This is a genomic window from Arthrobacter sp. IK3 (genome assembly GCF_051337705.1).
GTDB lineage: Bacteria > Actinomycetota > Actinomycetes > Actinomycetales > Micrococcaceae > Arthrobacter_B > Arthrobacter_B koreensis.
The window spans coordinates 73,046-86,725 of record NZ_JBPPSW010000006.1; the positions used below are offsets into that span (position 1 = coordinate 73,046).

At 66.9% G+C, this 13,680-nt stretch carries 13 protein-coding genes; 3 read left to right on the forward strand and 10 right to left on the reverse strand.

The features are described from left to right. Positions 1-65 precede the first annotated feature (65 nt). The 3 genes from ACSLGO_RS09495 to truB are packed head-to-tail and all read right to left on the reverse strand — an operon-like array spanning position 66 to position 1,795. Positions 66-509 carry a hypothetical protein gene (locus ACSLGO_RS09495; protein ID WP_277664461.1) on the reverse strand — a complete coding sequence of 148 codons (444 nt, stop codon included), beginning with the start codon at positions 507-509 and terminating at the stop codon, positions 66-68. Beyond that, a complete protein-coding gene (locus ACSLGO_RS09500; RefSeq protein WP_091606187.1) occupies positions 506-880 on the reverse strand; it encodes a hypothetical protein in 375 nt (124 codons plus the stop codon). Before ACSLGO_RS09500 ends, ACSLGO_RS09495 begins: the two co-directional genes overlap by 4 nt. Next, on the reverse strand, positions 881-1,795 hold the full coding sequence (gene truB / locus ACSLGO_RS09505; RefSeq protein ID WP_263128707.1) for a tRNA pseudouridine(55) synthase TruB: 915 nt from the start codon (positions 1,793-1,795) through the stop codon (positions 881-883). 110 nt (positions 1,796-1,905) lie between these two features. Here truB and ACSLGO_RS09510 point away from each other — a divergent pair, with 110 nt between their 5' ends. Next, positions 1,906-3,057 (forward strand): pyridoxal phosphate-dependent aminotransferase, encoded by a 1,152-nt coding sequence (locus ACSLGO_RS09510; protein WP_263128706.1) that lies wholly within the window; start codon positions 1,906-1,908, stop codon positions 3,055-3,057. 72 nt (positions 3,058-3,129) lie between these two features. Here the strand turns inward: ACSLGO_RS09510 and rbfA are convergent, their stop codons facing one another. From rbfA to rimP, 5 genes are all read right to left on the reverse strand, one after another. After that, complete coding sequence (rbfA, locus tag ACSLGO_RS09515; protein ID WP_436400988.1) at positions 3,130-3,606, reverse strand: 30S ribosome-binding factor RbfA; 477 nt, start codon at positions 3,604-3,606, stop codon at positions 3,130-3,132. Positions 3,607-3,776: 170 nt separating this feature from the next. Further along, positions 3,777-6,635 (reverse strand): translation initiation factor IF-2, encoded by a 2,859-nt coding sequence (infB, locus tag ACSLGO_RS09520; RefSeq protein ID WP_152275229.1) that lies wholly within the window; start codon positions 6,633-6,635, stop codon positions 3,777-3,779. A 132-nt stretch (positions 6,636-6,767) separates the two neighbouring features. After that, the gene (locus tag ACSLGO_RS09525) at positions 6,768-7,193 is read right to left on the reverse strand and encodes a YlxR family protein (RefSeq protein WP_325786543.1); all 426 of its coding nucleotides are present in this window, start codon (positions 7,191-7,193) and stop codon (positions 6,768-6,770) included. 22 nt (positions 7,194-7,215) lie between these two features. Continuing rightward, positions 7,216-8,187 (reverse strand): transcription termination factor NusA, encoded by a 972-nt coding sequence (gene nusA, locus ACSLGO_RS09530; RefSeq protein WP_091606202.1) that lies wholly within the window; start codon positions 8,185-8,187, stop codon positions 7,216-7,218. Next, complete coding sequence (gene rimP, locus ACSLGO_RS09535; RefSeq protein WP_400504019.1) at positions 8,188-8,814, reverse strand: ribosome maturation factor RimP; 627 nt, start codon at positions 8,812-8,814, stop codon at positions 8,188-8,190. A gap of 106 nt (positions 8,815-8,920) precedes the next feature. Between rimP and ACSLGO_RS09540 the strand changes: the two genes are divergently transcribed. Both ACSLGO_RS09540 and ACSLGO_RS09545 read left to right on the forward strand, forming a co-directional pair. Further along, positions 8,921-9,964: a DUF4439 domain-containing protein gene (locus tag ACSLGO_RS09540; protein WP_436400989.1), complete on the forward strand. Its 1,044-nt coding sequence runs from the start codon at positions 8,921-8,923 to the stop codon at positions 9,962-9,964. Between the two features lie 116 nt (positions 9,965-10,080). Beyond that, the gene (locus tag ACSLGO_RS09545) at positions 10,081-11,061 is read left to right on the forward strand and encodes an aminoglycoside phosphotransferase family protein (protein ID WP_436400990.1); all 981 of its coding nucleotides are present in this window, start codon (positions 10,081-10,083) and stop codon (positions 11,059-11,061) included. 10 nt (positions 11,062-11,071) lie between these two features. Here the strand turns inward: ACSLGO_RS09545 and ACSLGO_RS09550 are convergent, their stop codons facing one another. Together ACSLGO_RS09550 and ACSLGO_RS09555 are read right to left on the reverse strand one after the other, a co-directional pair. Further along, on the reverse strand, positions 11,072-11,869 hold the full coding sequence (locus ACSLGO_RS09550) for a sulfite exporter TauE/SafE family protein (protein WP_091606221.1): 798 nt from the start codon (positions 11,867-11,869) through the stop codon (positions 11,072-11,074). Between the two features lie 7 nt (positions 11,870-11,876). Beyond that, the gene (locus ACSLGO_RS09555; protein WP_263128703.1) at positions 11,877-13,676 is read right to left on the reverse strand and encodes a proline--tRNA ligase; all 1,800 of its coding nucleotides are present in this window, start codon (positions 13,674-13,676) and stop codon (positions 11,877-11,879) included. Positions 13,677-13,680 lie beyond the last annotated feature (4 nt).

Below are 13,680 nucleotides of genomic sequence, written 5' to 3' on the forward strand. Positions count from 1 at the left end.
CGCCCGTTACTGCACGGTTTTCCACATCGTCTCACGCCCGGCAGCGCACAAAAACCCCGCTGCGGCTAGGCGCGTTTGCTGCCCCGGTGCCGGTACAGCCACCAGAGGCCGATGATCGGAAGGATCAGCGGCACGAACCCGTAGCCCATGCCGAAGCCGGACCACACGGTGTCATCAGGCAGCGCGGCCGGGTCCAGCAGCCCAAAGAATCCGACGAAAAGGACGCCGAGCATTTCGACGCTCACGGCCACCACGGAGATCCTGTAGGAGGTCTCTCCGGCCCGGGCCAGCGAAATGGTGGCCACGATGTAGACGACGGCGGCGAACGCGGAGAGCAGGTACGCCACCGGCGCTTCATCGAACTTGGTGGCAATCTGGAAGGCGGCGCGGGCCGTGGCAGCCAGCGCGAAGACACCGTAGACGGCCACGATGAGCCGTCCCGGGCCCGCGTTGCGGGAGGTCGATCCGGCGGATGCCGCCTCAGGACGCGGCTTGATCAGTTTTTTCATGCCAGCGGCACTCCATCCCAAATCTGTTCCATTCGGAACAACATAACGAACACGGTGATGCCAACGGCGCCCAGGACCAGGTTGCTCCACCTGGACCGGTCCATGAGCGACCACCAGACGGCGCCGATCGGAATCACCGCGGCGGTAAAGAGGTAACCCCAGAACTCCCAGGCCGGACCGTTGAGGGTTTCACCTCCGGTCTGCCGGATGACGGCGGCGACGGCGTAAATAATCAGGAACAGCTCGACGGCGGCGACGGAGAGGATCGTGAGATCGTTCGGACCGTGGCGCAGCACTGCCGCACCGATGCACAGCACGGTGGAGACCAGGCAGACGATCGTGCCGACAATGAACAGGGGGTCGATGACCACTTAGGACCTTTCGTTTCCGGGAGCAAAGACGAGAAGTGCCTTTGCAGTGTCTCCCTTGTCCGCGAGCAGGCCGATCAGTTCTCCGTCCGGGGCGAAGGCTGCAACTGGTGCATCCTCCCCTGCCGGCGTCCCGGAGGCCGGGATGCGGCGGCCGTGGGAGAGGTCGGCGGCTTCGCCTTCGGTCAGCTCACGCACCGGGAAGAGGGCGCGGGCCGCATCGTTGAGGTCCAGGAGCCGGAGGTCTTCGGCGAGCTGGTCCAGGGTTGAAGCCTGGCCTTCGAAGTACGGCCCCACGGAGGTTCGGCGCAGGGCGGTGAGGTGGCCCCCAACTCCGAGGGCGGCGCCAAGATCCCGTGCCAGCGCACGGATGTACGTTCCGGAGGAGCATTCCACCGTCACGTCGACGTCGCGCAGCTTGCCTCCGTGCTCGCGGCGGATGTCGTGGACCTCGAAGCGGGAGACCGTCACGGGCCGGGCTGGGAGGTTCACCTCTCCGCCGGCGCGCACCCGGGCGTACGAGCGTTCTCCGCCCACCTTGATGGCGCTGACGCTGCTGGGAACCTGCTGGATGTCCCCGGTGAGGGCCTTCACGGCGCTGCGGATGTCTTCGTCCGTTACCGCCGCGGCTATGGTTTCGGCCGTAATCTCGCCCTCGGCGTCGTCGGTAACCGTGGACTGGCCCAGCCGGATAGTGGCTTCGTACGTCTTGGATGTGCCCACAATGTAGGTCAGCAGGCGGGTGGCCTTATTGATGCCCACCACCAGCACACCCGTTGCCATGGGATCAAGGGTTCCGGCATGGCCGACCTTCCTGGTCCCGGCGAGCCTGCGCAGGCGGCCCACCACATCGTGGCTGGTCCATCCCTGCGGTTTGTCCACAATAATCAGTCCTGAACGGACCTGCCCGGAATTCACGCCTTTCAGTATATGCGCGGTGCCGGGGCCCAAACTCCGCTGCCCGGTTCCGTTCCCTGCTCCGGCCCGGCCTCCGGGACGGCGCGTGAACCCGGCTGTAGCATGCGGTTATGTCCCAGCTCGCCGCCCATGTGCGTTCCGTAGACCCGAACCAGATCCGTGAAATAACACAGGCAGCCTGGGCCACCCCCAATGCGGTAGTGCTCAGCATCGGTGAACCGGGGTTCCCGACGCCGGAGCATGTGCTGCAGGCTGCACAGGACACGCTGGCCCGTGACGAGACCGGATACACCCCGAACGCGGGCATCTCGCCGCTTCGCACCGCGTTCGCGGAGCGGGTCGCGGCCCAGACGGGCACCCCGGTTGACCCGTCCCGTGTGTTCGTGACATCCGGCGCCCAGCAGGGACTGCACCTGGCCATGAGCATGCTGCTGGATGCCGGGGACGAAATCCTCATCCCCAATCCCGGTTACCCTACCTTCGCCATGACGGCGCGGCTGCTGCACGCGGAACCGGTCGAGTATCCCCTGCATCCGGAGAACGGGTTCCAGCCGCGGATCGAAGACATTGAGGCGAGGATCACGCCCCGTACCCGGGTGCTGCTGGTGAATTCACCGTCCAATCCGCTCGGGGCCGTCTTCAGCCCGGAGCTGACCCGGGACCTGGTGGCCCTGGCCCGGCGCCGGAACCTTTGGATCCTCTCCGACGAGTGCTACGAAGCGTTCACCTACGACGTTCCGCACGTTTCCCCGCTGGCTTTCGACGGCGGCGGGGAACGGGTCATCGCCTCGTACACCCTGTCAAAGACATACGGGCTGACCGGACTGCGGGTGGGCGCCCTCGTAACGCCCGCGGGTCTGGAGGCACAGCTGAGCACGGTCATGGAGTCGATCGTCTCCTGCGTCGCTTCCCCCTCCCAGTACGCTGCGCTGGCTGCGCTGACCGGCCCGCAGGACTACGTACAGGAGGCCGCAGCGCATTACCGCGGGAACCGGGATGCGGCGTCGGCCATCCTGGATTCCAAGGGAATTCCCTATCTGGCTGCGCAGGGCGCGTTCTACCTCTGGGCGGACCTTTCACACGCTTCCGGCGGCAATATCAGGAACTGGGCCGGTCGCTTCCTGTCGGAGGAAGGCGTGGCGGTTGCGCCGGGTACCGCGTTCGGGTCCATCGGTGAGGGCTGGATCCGGATAGCACTCTGCGGCGGACGCGCCGAGCTGGTGTCCGGGGTGTCGCGGCTCCCCGCGCCGGGCGTGGGCTAAAACCGGCAAGCAAAAAGAGCGGCACCCCAAGACGGGGTGCCGCTCCTTTTGTGGTTGAGCGCCTGGGGAACCTTAGCTGCGGGCGTCCGAGTCCTCCGCCGGTGTGTCCTGCAGGTCCTCTTCGTCGTCGTCGTCATCCCTGCGGTAGGGATCGGCGTCGCCGGCGTAGGCGGCACCCTGCTTCAGCGCAGCGAGTTCCTCGTCACGCTTCTTGGCTTCCCGGATCAGTTCTTCCAGGTGGCTGGCATTCACCGGAATCTCGTCGGCAACGAATTCCAGGGTTGGAGTCAGCCGGACGGTGATGTTCTTGCCCACTTCTGAACGCAGCATCCCGCGGGCGGAATCCAGGGCGGCCTTCGTGTCTGCCTGCTGTGCCTCGTCACCGAAAACGGTGTAGTAGACAGTGGCATGCTGCAGGTCGTTGGTGACGCGGGCATCGGTGATGGTCACGAATCCCAGCCGGGGATCCTTGATCCGCCGCTCGAGCGCCTGAGCAACTACCACCTTGATGCGGTCAGCGAGTTTCGCAGCGCGTGCTGGATCTGCCATTACCTCTCCTTAGCTAAAGATCTGGGTCGCTCGGTCGGCGGCCGCCAGGGGCCGCCGCCAAGCGCTGAAATGCCTCAGGCCAGCGCTTGCTGCCGCGCTGGCCGGGGCGGAGCGGGCCGGGCAGGCCCGCAGGCAGGGGCCGCCGCGGACGGCGGCCCCTGGCCGGGGTGCTAGACCCGCGGCTTCTCGCGCATCTCGAAGGTCTCGATGATGTCGCCTTCCTTGACGTCGTTGAACGACCCCAGACCGATACCACACTCGAAGTCCGTGCGGACTTCGGTGGCGTCGTCCTTGAAACGCTTGAGCGAATCGACGGTGAGGTTCTCGCCAATGATCTTGCCGTCGCGGGTGACCCGCGCCTTGGCGTTGCGCCGGATGACTCCGGAGCGGACGATCGAGCCGGCAATGTTGCCGAACTTGGAGGAGCGGAAGACTTCGCGGACCTCGGCGGTACCGAGCTGCACTTCCTCGTACTCCGGCTTGAGCATGCCCTTGAGGGCCAGCTCAATGTCATCGATTGCTGCGTAGATGACGGAGTAGAAGCGCATGTCCACGCCTTCGCGCTCGGCCAGGTCAGCCACGCGCTCGGCAGGCTTGACGTTGAAGCCGATGATGATCGCGTTGTCCACGGTCGCCAGGTTGACGTCGTTCTGCGTGATGGCACCAACGCCGCGGTGGATAACGCGCAGCTGCACGCCGTCTCCGACGTCGATCTTGAGCAGCGAGTCTTCCAGGGCTTCCACGGCACCGGAAACGTCACCCTTGAGGATGAGGTTAAGGGTATCGACCTTGCCGTCAGCGACAGCCTGGTCGAAGTCCTCGAGGCTGATGCGCTTGCGGCGCTTCGCCAGTGCGGCGTTGCGGTCTGCGGCTTCACGCTTCTCGGCGATCTGGCGGGCGGTGCGCTCGTCATCGGTCACGAAGAAGGTGTCACCGGCGCGCGGGACGTTGGACAGGCCGAGGACCTGGACCGGACGCGACGGTCCGGCTTCGGTTACGGCGTCGCCGTTCTCGTCGAACATGGCACGAACGCGGCCGTGGGCAGTGCCCGCAACGATCGTGTCGCCGACGCGCAGCGTACCGGACTGGACCAGGACGGTTGCGACGGCGCCGCGGCCCTTATCCAGGTTCGCTTCGATGGCGATGCCTCGAGCGTCCTTGTCCGGGTTGGCACGCATGTCCAGGGCTGCGTCTGCGGTCAGCAGCACGGCCTCCAGCAGCGCGTCGATGTTCAGGTTCTGGCGTGCCGAAACCTCAACGAACATGGTGTCGCCACCGTATTCTTCCGGAACCAGACCGTACTCAGTCAGCTGCCCGCGGACCTTGTCCGGGTTGGCACCTTCCTTGTCGATCTTGTTCACGGCAACCACGATCGGCACGTTTGCTGCCTGTGCGTGGTTGAGCGCTTCAACGGTCTGCGGCATAACGCCGTCGTCCGCTGCGACAACCAGGACAGCAATGTCGGTGACCTTCGCACCACGGGCACGCATGGCGGTGAACGCCTCGTGGCCCGGGGTATCGATGAAGGTGATGGCCCGCTCGGTGCCTTCGTGTTCGAAGGCAATCTGGTAGGCACCGATGTGCTGGGTAATGCCGCCGGCTTCGCCTTCAACAACCTTCGTGTTGCGGATGGCGTCCAGCAGGCGGGTCTTACCGTGGTCAACGTGGCCCATGACGGTGACTACCGGAGGACGTGCCTCGAGTTCGTCGTCGCCTTCGGCTTCCAGCTCGGCCTCAAAGTCGATGTCGAAGCTGGAAAGCAGCTCGCGCTCTTCGTCTTCGGGCGAGACAACCTGGATCTTGTAGCCCAGTTCTTCACCAAGTACGCCGAACGTCTCTTCGTCCAGTGACTGGGTGGCCGTTGCCATTTCACCGAGGTGGAACAGCACGGTAACCAGAGCTGCCGGGTTTGCCTCAATCTTGTCAGCGAAGTCCGTGATGGACGCGCCGCGGCGGAGCCGGACAACAGTGTTGCCGTCGCCGCGGGGTACCGAAACACCGCCGAGCGACGGAGCTGACATCTGCTCCAGTTCCTGCCGCTTTGCCCGCTTCGACTTGCGCTGCTTGCCGCGTCCTGCGCCGCCCTTGCCGAAAGCACCGGCAGTGCCGCCGCGTCCGCGGCCGCCCTTGCCGAAGCCGCCGCCAACGGGACCGCCACCGGTTCCCGGCGCACCGCCGGGACCGCGGCGGGGTCCGCCTGCGCCCGGACGTGCCGGGGCTGCGGGCCGCTCAGTGCGGTTGGGCATCATGCCCGGGGTGGGACGGTTTCCGCCGGCGCCGCCGGGACGCGGTGCACCCGGACGGGGAGCGCCGGGACGCGGTGCACCCGGGCGGGGTGCGCCGGGGCGGGGGCCGCCTGCGCCGGCTGCCGGACGGGGACCTGCTGCGCCGGGAGTTCCGGTGCGCTCGGACTCGTCACGGCGCTGGCCCGGACGGGGCATGCCCTGGGACGTTGCAAACGGGTTGTTGCCCGGACGGGGACCGCCCTGGCCGCTGCCTTCGCCGCGGCCGCGGGGACGCGGCATGCCCTGGGACGTTGCAAACGGGTTGTTGCCGGGGCGCGGTCCGGAAGCTCCGGGCCGGGGAGCACCCGGACGCGGTGCTGACGAGGACTCAGCCGGTGCGGCCGGGGCCGCGGGCTTTTCCTCGGTCTTGGGAGCCGGGGCGGGTGCCGGGGCCGCGGGCTTGCTCTCAGCCTTCGGCGCCGGAGCAGGCGCCGCGGGGGCGGACGGGGCAGCCGGTGCGGGAGCAGCGGGCTTCTCTGCAGCCGGGGCCGGAGCTTCTGCTGCAGGCTTCGCAGCGGGAGCTGCCGGTGCCGGGGCAGCCGGGCGGGGAGCGGAAGTTTCCGGCTTTGCCGCCGGCTTGGACGCTGCGTCAGGGAATGCCCCGCGGAGCTTCTTGACTACGGGCGCTTCAATGGTTGAAGACGCCGACCGGACGAATTCGCCCAGTTCCTGCAGTTTTGCGACTGCGTCCTTCGAGGTAATGCCGAGCTCTTTGGCGAGCTCGTGTACGCGGACCTTGGCCACATTTCTCCTGTCTCGGTCCGCACCGAGCCAGGCACGAACCGTCTATTTGCTGCGGGCTTCCGCTGCGGGTGCAGCAGGGCCCATCACAGAGCACAACAAAGTACTCATCGCTGGGTACTCATCGGGTTTCCATCAGATTTCTGACCCGCTTTCAGGTTGGACGGTTTCGAGGGGGTTCCGGGTGGGACCCGCCTCTTGAGCTTCGAACCACTGCTGAACTGCCGCGGGATCGGCCTGTGCCCGGAAGGCACGGCCGAAAGCACGGCGTTTCACAGCTGTTGCGAGGCATGCTGTGTCGGGGTGCAACCAGGCGCCCCGGCCAGACATGCGGCGGCTCTCATCTACCAGGACGGCATTGCTGCCGTTATCTGATTCCAGCGCCAGCCGCATCAGCACGGCCTGGTCATCCTTCTTCCTGCAGCCAATGCATGTCCGCTGTGGAACATGCGCCGATCCTGCCGCAGGCCGCACCGATTCTACGGGCTCCTGCGGTTGCTGGAAGGCGGACGGTGACCCGGCCATATACATTCTACCGCGTTTCTCTTCTCTTGCCTTCATCCCTGCCCGCCGGGCGGGGATGCTAGGCGGACTTCGCGTCGGAAACGATGTCGATCCGCCAGCCCGTGAGCTTCGCTGCGAGGCGGGCGTTCTGCCCTTCCTTGCCGATAGCCAGTGAGAGCTGGTAATCCGGGACCACCACGCGTGCCGAGCGCGTATCCGCGTCGGTGATGGTGACCGAGTTTACCCGAGACGGAGAGAGCGCGTTGGCGATGAAGGTTGCCGGGTCTTCGCTGAAGTCCACAATGTCGATCTTCTCGTCATGCAGTTCAGTCATCACCGCACGCACCCGTGATCCCATTTCGCCAATGCAGGCGCCCTTGGCGTTGATGCCCGGGACGTTCGCCTTTACGGCAATCTTGGTCCGGTGGCCGGCCTCACGCGCCAGGGCAACAATCTCCACGGAGCCGTCTGCGATCTCCGGTACTTCCAGTTCGAAGAGCTTGCGAACCAGTCCGGGGTGGGAGCGGGACAGGGTGATGGACGGGCCCTTGAAGCCGCGGCGGACGTCGACGACGAAGGCCCGGACCCGGGTGCCGTGCAGGTACTTCTCCCCCGGCACCTGCTCGGTGGGAGGCAGCAGCGCCTCGATCGAGCCCAGGTTCACCTGGATCATGTTCGGGTTGTTGCCCTGCTGGATCTGCCCGGACACGAGTTCGCCTTCACGGCCCTTGAACTCGCCCAGGATGTTGTCATCCTCTACGTCGCGCAGGCGCTGCAGGATGATCTGCCGGGCAGTGCTGGCTGCGATGCGGCCAAATCCTGCCGGGGTGTCGTCGAACTCGCCAACAGCCTCGCCGTCGTCGTCGAGCTCCGTCGCCCAGATGGTCACGTGTCCGCTCTTGCGGTCCAGCTCTGCGCGGGCCTTTTCCTGCGAGCCCGTGGTCTTGTGGTAGGCGACAAGCAGCGCCTGCTCAATCGTGGGGATCAGCTTGTCCAGCGGAATCTCGCGTTCCGCTTCCAGCAGCCTCAGCGCACTCATATCAATATCCATTTAGGCCTCCTCGGCTGTGCTGTTAATTCCGTCGGCGTCCTCGCCAGCCGGTTCGTCCTCAAGGTGGGCGAATTCAACCTCGACCCGTCCCTTGGCTATCTGGTCGAAAGCAAGGTGCATCTTCTCGCCCTGCTTGGGCTTCATCCCCTTCTTGACCGCGATCTCGGGGATCAGCGTGATGCCCGAATCGTCCACCTCCAGGAGCCGGCCGGTCAGGGCGTCGCCGCGCACCGGGGTCACCGATACCATCCGGCCGGTGTTGCGCCGCCAATGCCGCCGTTCGGTCAACGGCCGGGAGACGCCCGGGGAGGATACTTCGAGGCTGTAGGGGCGGCCGTCATCCTGGGGATCTGCGTCCATGGCGTCCGAAAGGACGCGGGAAACATCCGCGATCCGGTCCAGGCTCACGCCGCCGCTTTCGGTCTCCGGAAGATCCACGACTACGTGGACGGTCCGGTGGGCACCGGCAATCTTGATCTCGATGTCTTCAAGGAAGAGGTTCTCACCGGCAACTGTGGGAGCCAGGTAGTCCTTGAGCCGCTGCGTCTCCGCAGCTACCTCGGCACGCTGGGCGTCCTTGCGGTAGTTAGACGACGTGTCTTTTTTAGGGCTGGGGCGACCCGCCATTACTGCCTCCCACTAGATGTTGTTGTAGCTCCTAGACTACCGACTTTTCCCAGGCCTCCGGGTCACCGCTGCAGGTGGGGGCCCGTTCGTGGCATGATCGAGTGTTGTGGAGAAGCCCCCGAACGTCCTGCAGCGGCCCGCCGCACGCCCTTCCAGGGCCGCCGCGGCCGCCGGCTTCTTCCGCCGCACTCTCGCTTTGGGGCTTCTGGCCTGCGTGGTCGCCTCGCTGGGCCTGACGGCTGGAGCCGGGGCCGAACCGGAACGGCCCCGGTCCTTTTCCGAACAGGCGCTGAATGAGGCGTTCGCCACGTCCCGAGTGCTGGCTGTCCAGGCCGAGTCCCTTGCCGGCTCCCTGGATGCCGAACCTGCAGCCGAGCTGCGGGCCGCTGCCGAGACCCTGAACCAGCAGTCGCTGCTGCTGACTAGCCCCGGCGGCGCAGCTGCAGCCCGGCCGGCCGCAGCACAGGTCCAGCCCTATCCCCGGGCGCTGCTTGAATCCGCCAGGAAGAACCTGGCCGCGGCCGGCCGGGCTGACTACGGAACCGCGCGCCTGCTGGCCGCCGCCGGAACCGGGCAGCTCCTGCTGGCCGAACGGACGGCACAGGCGCTGGGGGATCCCCTGGGCCAGCTGCCGGATTCCGGCTGGACTCCCGTGCTCGAGGACCAGCCGAGATGCTCCGGCGGGGACCGGACCGTCCTGCAGGACAGGCCCGGCGCCGCGGAATCCCTGCAAGCAGCCATAGACGCCGAATACGGAGCCGCGTACGGCTACGAAGTGGCCCAGGCCCAGGCCGGGAGCGGGTTCACGGTCCTGGGGCAGCCGCCGGCCCAGCGCCGGAGCGCCCATCTGGAAGCAGGCGAGGAAGGAGTCCGGCTGCTGCCGGACCTGTGCCTGCCGGAAGTCACTCCCCTGCCCGCCTGGTCACTGGATCCGGCGTTCCTCGCCGATCCCGTCACCAGCCTCCAGGAACTGGAAGCAACCATCCCCGGCGTCTACGCGGACCTGGCCGGAAGCAGCGACGGCGCCGTGCGTTCCTGGGCCATCGACCGCCTGGTGGAAGCATCCCGCCTGGTGTACTCCACCGGAGAAGTCCCGCCCGCTCCTGGCCTGGATGCCGAACCGGCGCACCTGCCCTGGGCTGCCGCCTAGGCACTTCACTGGCATGGCCGGGATCCGGCCCCTAGGCTTGGTGGGTGGCAGGAGCAGGCCGCCACGCCCGCAGCATCAGCCCGCCACGGCCCCAAGCCAGCAGGAGGCACCCCCCTATGGCATCCGCCGTCGTAGTTCCCGAAGCCCTGCGCAGGCGCTACCTGCGCTCGCGTGAAGGCCGAAGCTGGGTCGACAGCCTTCCGCGCCTCGCGGACGAGGCAATGGATGCCTTCGGGCTGAGACCGGATGAATCCGTCGTGGAAACCTGGCACGGCCACGGAGCACTGGTGCTGCCGGTCCGCACCGCCGGCGGCTCCCCGGCAGTGCTGAAACTGCCGTTCCCCCATCCGGAGGCTGAATCCGAAACGCCGGCGCTGCAGCTCTGGTCCGGCCGCGGCGCCGTCCGCCTGCTGGACCGGAACCCTGCAGGCTCCGCCCTGCTGCTTGAACGGCTGGACCCGGAGAGGAGCCTGATGCAGGTTCCCGTCGCCGAGGCGGTTCAGGCTTGGGGAGGTCTGGTCCGTGAGCTGGGCATCCCCGAATCCGGAGAACCGGAATGGGCCGCCATACCCTCAGCCGCCGAACGGGCGGAGCAGCTCTCCGATGAGCTTCCTGCCGAATGGGAAGCGCTGGGCCGGCCCTTTGAGCGCTGGCTGCTGGAGGAGGCACTGGCTGTCTGCCAGACCCGCGGCGTGGTGGGCCGGCGGAGCAGCCGTGACGTCCTGGTGCACGCGGACCTGCATTTCGACAACGTGCTGGCCCGGCCCGGTGGCGGCTGGGCCGCCATAGATCCGCAGGCTGTGTGCGGGGAGGCCGAGTACGCGGTGGCCCCCATGCTGTGGAACCGGCTCGGAGACCTCGCTCCGGGTGCTCCGGAGCGTTCCCTGGTGCAGCGGCTGCACGGTCTCTGCGAGGCTGGCGGTCTGGACGCCGAAGCCGCAGCGGAGTGGAGCATCCTGCGGGAAGTAGCCAACGCGCTGGAGTACCTCCGCGACGGAATGCCCGCCGATGCGCAGCGTTCGGTGTGGGTCGCCGCGGCAGTGGCAGGAAAGACCCATCCCGGGCTTCCGCCGGTACATGAGCTGCCGGCCGCCTAGGGGCGCGCGGTTAGCCCTGGAAGTTTTCCATCCAGACGTCGGTGCCGAGTTTGATGATCAGCGCGCCAACCACCACCAGGAACACGATGCGAATGAACCTGCTTCCCTTTGTGACCGCCATGCGTGCCCCGATGTAGCCGCCGGTCATGTTGGCCAGGCCGAGGACCAGCCCCAGGCCCCACAGCAGCGAGCCGTGCGGAAGGAAGAAAGCCAGCGCGCCGATGTTGGTTGCCATGTTCACGATCTTCGCCTTGGCGCTGGCGGCCAGGAAGTTATAGCCCAGCAGGGTCACCATGGCGATGATGAGGAAGGAGCCCGTGCCCGGGCCAATCAGGCCGTCATAGAACCCGATGACGGCACCGATCGCACCGGCTGTGGCATAGTGCCGGTTCCCGGAGTGCCGGAGCTTGGTCAGTTCCCCCACGGTGGGTTTCGTGGCAGTGAAGACGGCGACGACGACCAGCGCCACCACGATGATCGGCTTGAACACCGAGGACGGCAGTGAAGCCGCCAGCACCGCTCCGCCAAAGCTGCCTGCAAGTGCCACTCCGGCCATGGGCAGGGCCGTTTTCAGGTCCGGGTGGGCGCGGCGATAGTAGGTGAGCGCACTGGTGGTGGTCCCGAAGACAGACCCCATCTTGTTGGTCGCCAGCGCCTGCACGGGAGAGATTCCGGGCACGAGGAGCAGCGCCGGCAGCTGGAGCAGGCCGCCTCCGCCCACCACGGCGTCGATCCAGCCTGCGGCGAGGCCCGCCACCACCACGAGGGCGATGGTGGCGAGCGTTATGTCCTCAAGCCCCGAGACCACCTGCGGCTCAGCCGCGGGCGGCGCGGAGTACGTACTCCACGGCCTCTGCAACCGGCACGTTCTCGGCTTCGCCGGTAGCGCGGTCCTTGATTTCGACGACGCCGTCCGCCAGACCGCGGCCCACCACCAGGATGGTGGGAACGCCGATCAGTTCGGCATCGCCGAACTTCACGCCGGGGGAAACCTTGGGGCGGTCGTCATAAATAACTTCGAGGCCTGCTGCTTCGAGGTCCCCGGAGAGCTTGGCAGCGGCTTCGAAAATCTCGTCACCGCGGCCGGTGGCAACAACGTGGACGTCCGCGGGCGCGACGGCGCGTGGCCAGATGATGCCCTTCTCATCCCGGTTGGACTCGGCCAGGGCCGCGACGGCGCGGGTGACGCCCACACCGTAGGAGCCCATGGTCACGGTGGCCAGCTTGCCGTTCTTGTCCAGGACCTTCAGGCCCAGCGCTTCGGCGTACTTGCGGCCGAGCTGGAAGATGTGGCCCATTTCGATTCCGCGGGCTGCTTCGAGCGGGCCGGATCCATCCGGAGCCTCGTCACCCTCGCGGACTTCAACGGCTTCGATGACGCCGTCCCAACCGAAGTCGCGCTCCGCAACCAGGCCAAGAACGTGCTTGCCGGGCTCATTCGCTCCGGTGATCCAGGCGGTGCCGGCAACCACGCGGGGGTCTACCAGGTACAGCAGACCGGTGGAGGACTCCGTCCCCAGGACAGCATCATCCCGGTTCAGCCCCGGGCCGATGTAGCCCTTGACCAGCCCGGGGTGCTTCTTGAGGTCCTCATCCGTGGCGGCTTCTACGCCGAGCTCGCCGGACATTTCAAGGTGGGAGCCGATGTTCGCTTCAATGCGCTTGAGGTCCACGGCGCGGTCCCCGGGAACACCGACGACGACGATCTGCCGCTCACCGGTGGGCAGCGTCACGGCCAGGACAACGTTCTTGAGCGTGTCTGCGGCGGTCCATTCACCGGAGTCCTTGGCGAAGCGTGCGTTGACGTCGGCCACCAGGGTGTCGATGGTGGGTGTGTCCGGGGTGTCCACCACCTGCGCGGCGGGCGCGTTGGCGTAGTCGACGGCCTCGGGGGCAACGGTGGTCACTGCCTCAACGTTGGCCGCGTAGCCGCCGGCCGACCGGACGTAGGTGTCCTCGCCAACCGGGGTCGGGTGCAGGAATTCCTCGCTCTTGGACCCGCCCATGGCGCCGGACACCGCGGAGACCACAACGACGTCGAGCCCCAGGCGTTCGAAGATGCGCAGGTAGGCGCCGCGGTGCGCCTGGTAGCTCGCTTCCAGGCCTTCGTCGTCGATATCGAAGGAATAGGAGTCCTTCATGATGAACTCGCGGCCGCGGAGCAGGCCGGCCCGCGGGCGGGCTTCGTCGCGGTACTTGTTCTGGATCTGGAAGAGGGAGACCGGCAGGTCCTTGTAGGAGCTGTAGAGGTCCTTCACCAGGAGGGTGAACATTTCCTCATGGGTGGGAGCCAGCAGGTAATCCGCGCCCTTGCGGTCCTGGAGGCGGAAGAGGTTGTCCCCGTACTCCGTCCAGCGGTTGGATGCTTCGTAGGGTTCGCGCGGCAGCAGCGCCGGGAAGTGGACTTCCTGGGCGCCGATCTCAGCCATTTCCTCGCGGATAATGGTCTCCACCTTGCCCAGGACGCGCAGGCCCAGGGGCAGCCACGAATAGATGCCGGGAGCGGCGCGGCGAATGTAGCCGGCACGTACCAGCAGGCGGTGGCTGGCGACGTCGGCGTCTGCCGGGTCTTCGCGCAGGGTGCGCAGGAAAAGGGTGGAAAGTCGAAGGACCACGCGT

What these genes read in the sequence shown, in the direction of transcription:
- ACSLGO_RS09495 (WP_277664461.1), bottom strand. Translation starts at nt 509, where the DNA reads ATGAAAAAACTGATCAAGCCGCGTCCTGAGGCGGCATCCGCCGGATCG.
- rbfA (WP_436400988.1), bottom strand. Translation starts at nt 3,606, where the DNA reads ATGGCAGATCCAGCACGCGCTGCGAAACTCGCTGACCGCATCAAGGTG.
- ACSLGO_RS09525 (WP_325786543.1), bottom strand. Translation starts at nt 7,193, where the DNA reads ATGAAGGCAAGAGAAGAGAAACGCGGTAGAATGTATATGGCCGGGTCA.
- nusA (WP_091606202.1), bottom strand. Translation starts at nt 8,187, where the DNA reads ATGGATATTGATATGAGTGCGCTGAGGCTGCTGGAAGCGGAACGCGAG.
- ACSLGO_RS09510 (WP_263128706.1), top strand. Translation starts at nt 1,906, where the DNA reads ATGTCCCAGCTCGCCGCCCATGTGCGTTCCGTAGACCCGAACCAGATC.
- rimP (WP_400504019.1), bottom strand. Translation starts at nt 8,814, where the DNA reads ATGGCGGGTCGCCCCAGCCCTAAAAAAGACACGTCGTCTAACTACCGC.
- ACSLGO_RS09545 (WP_436400990.1), top strand. Translation starts at nt 10,081, where the DNA reads ATGGCATCCGCCGTCGTAGTTCCCGAAGCCCTGCGCAGGCGCTACCTG.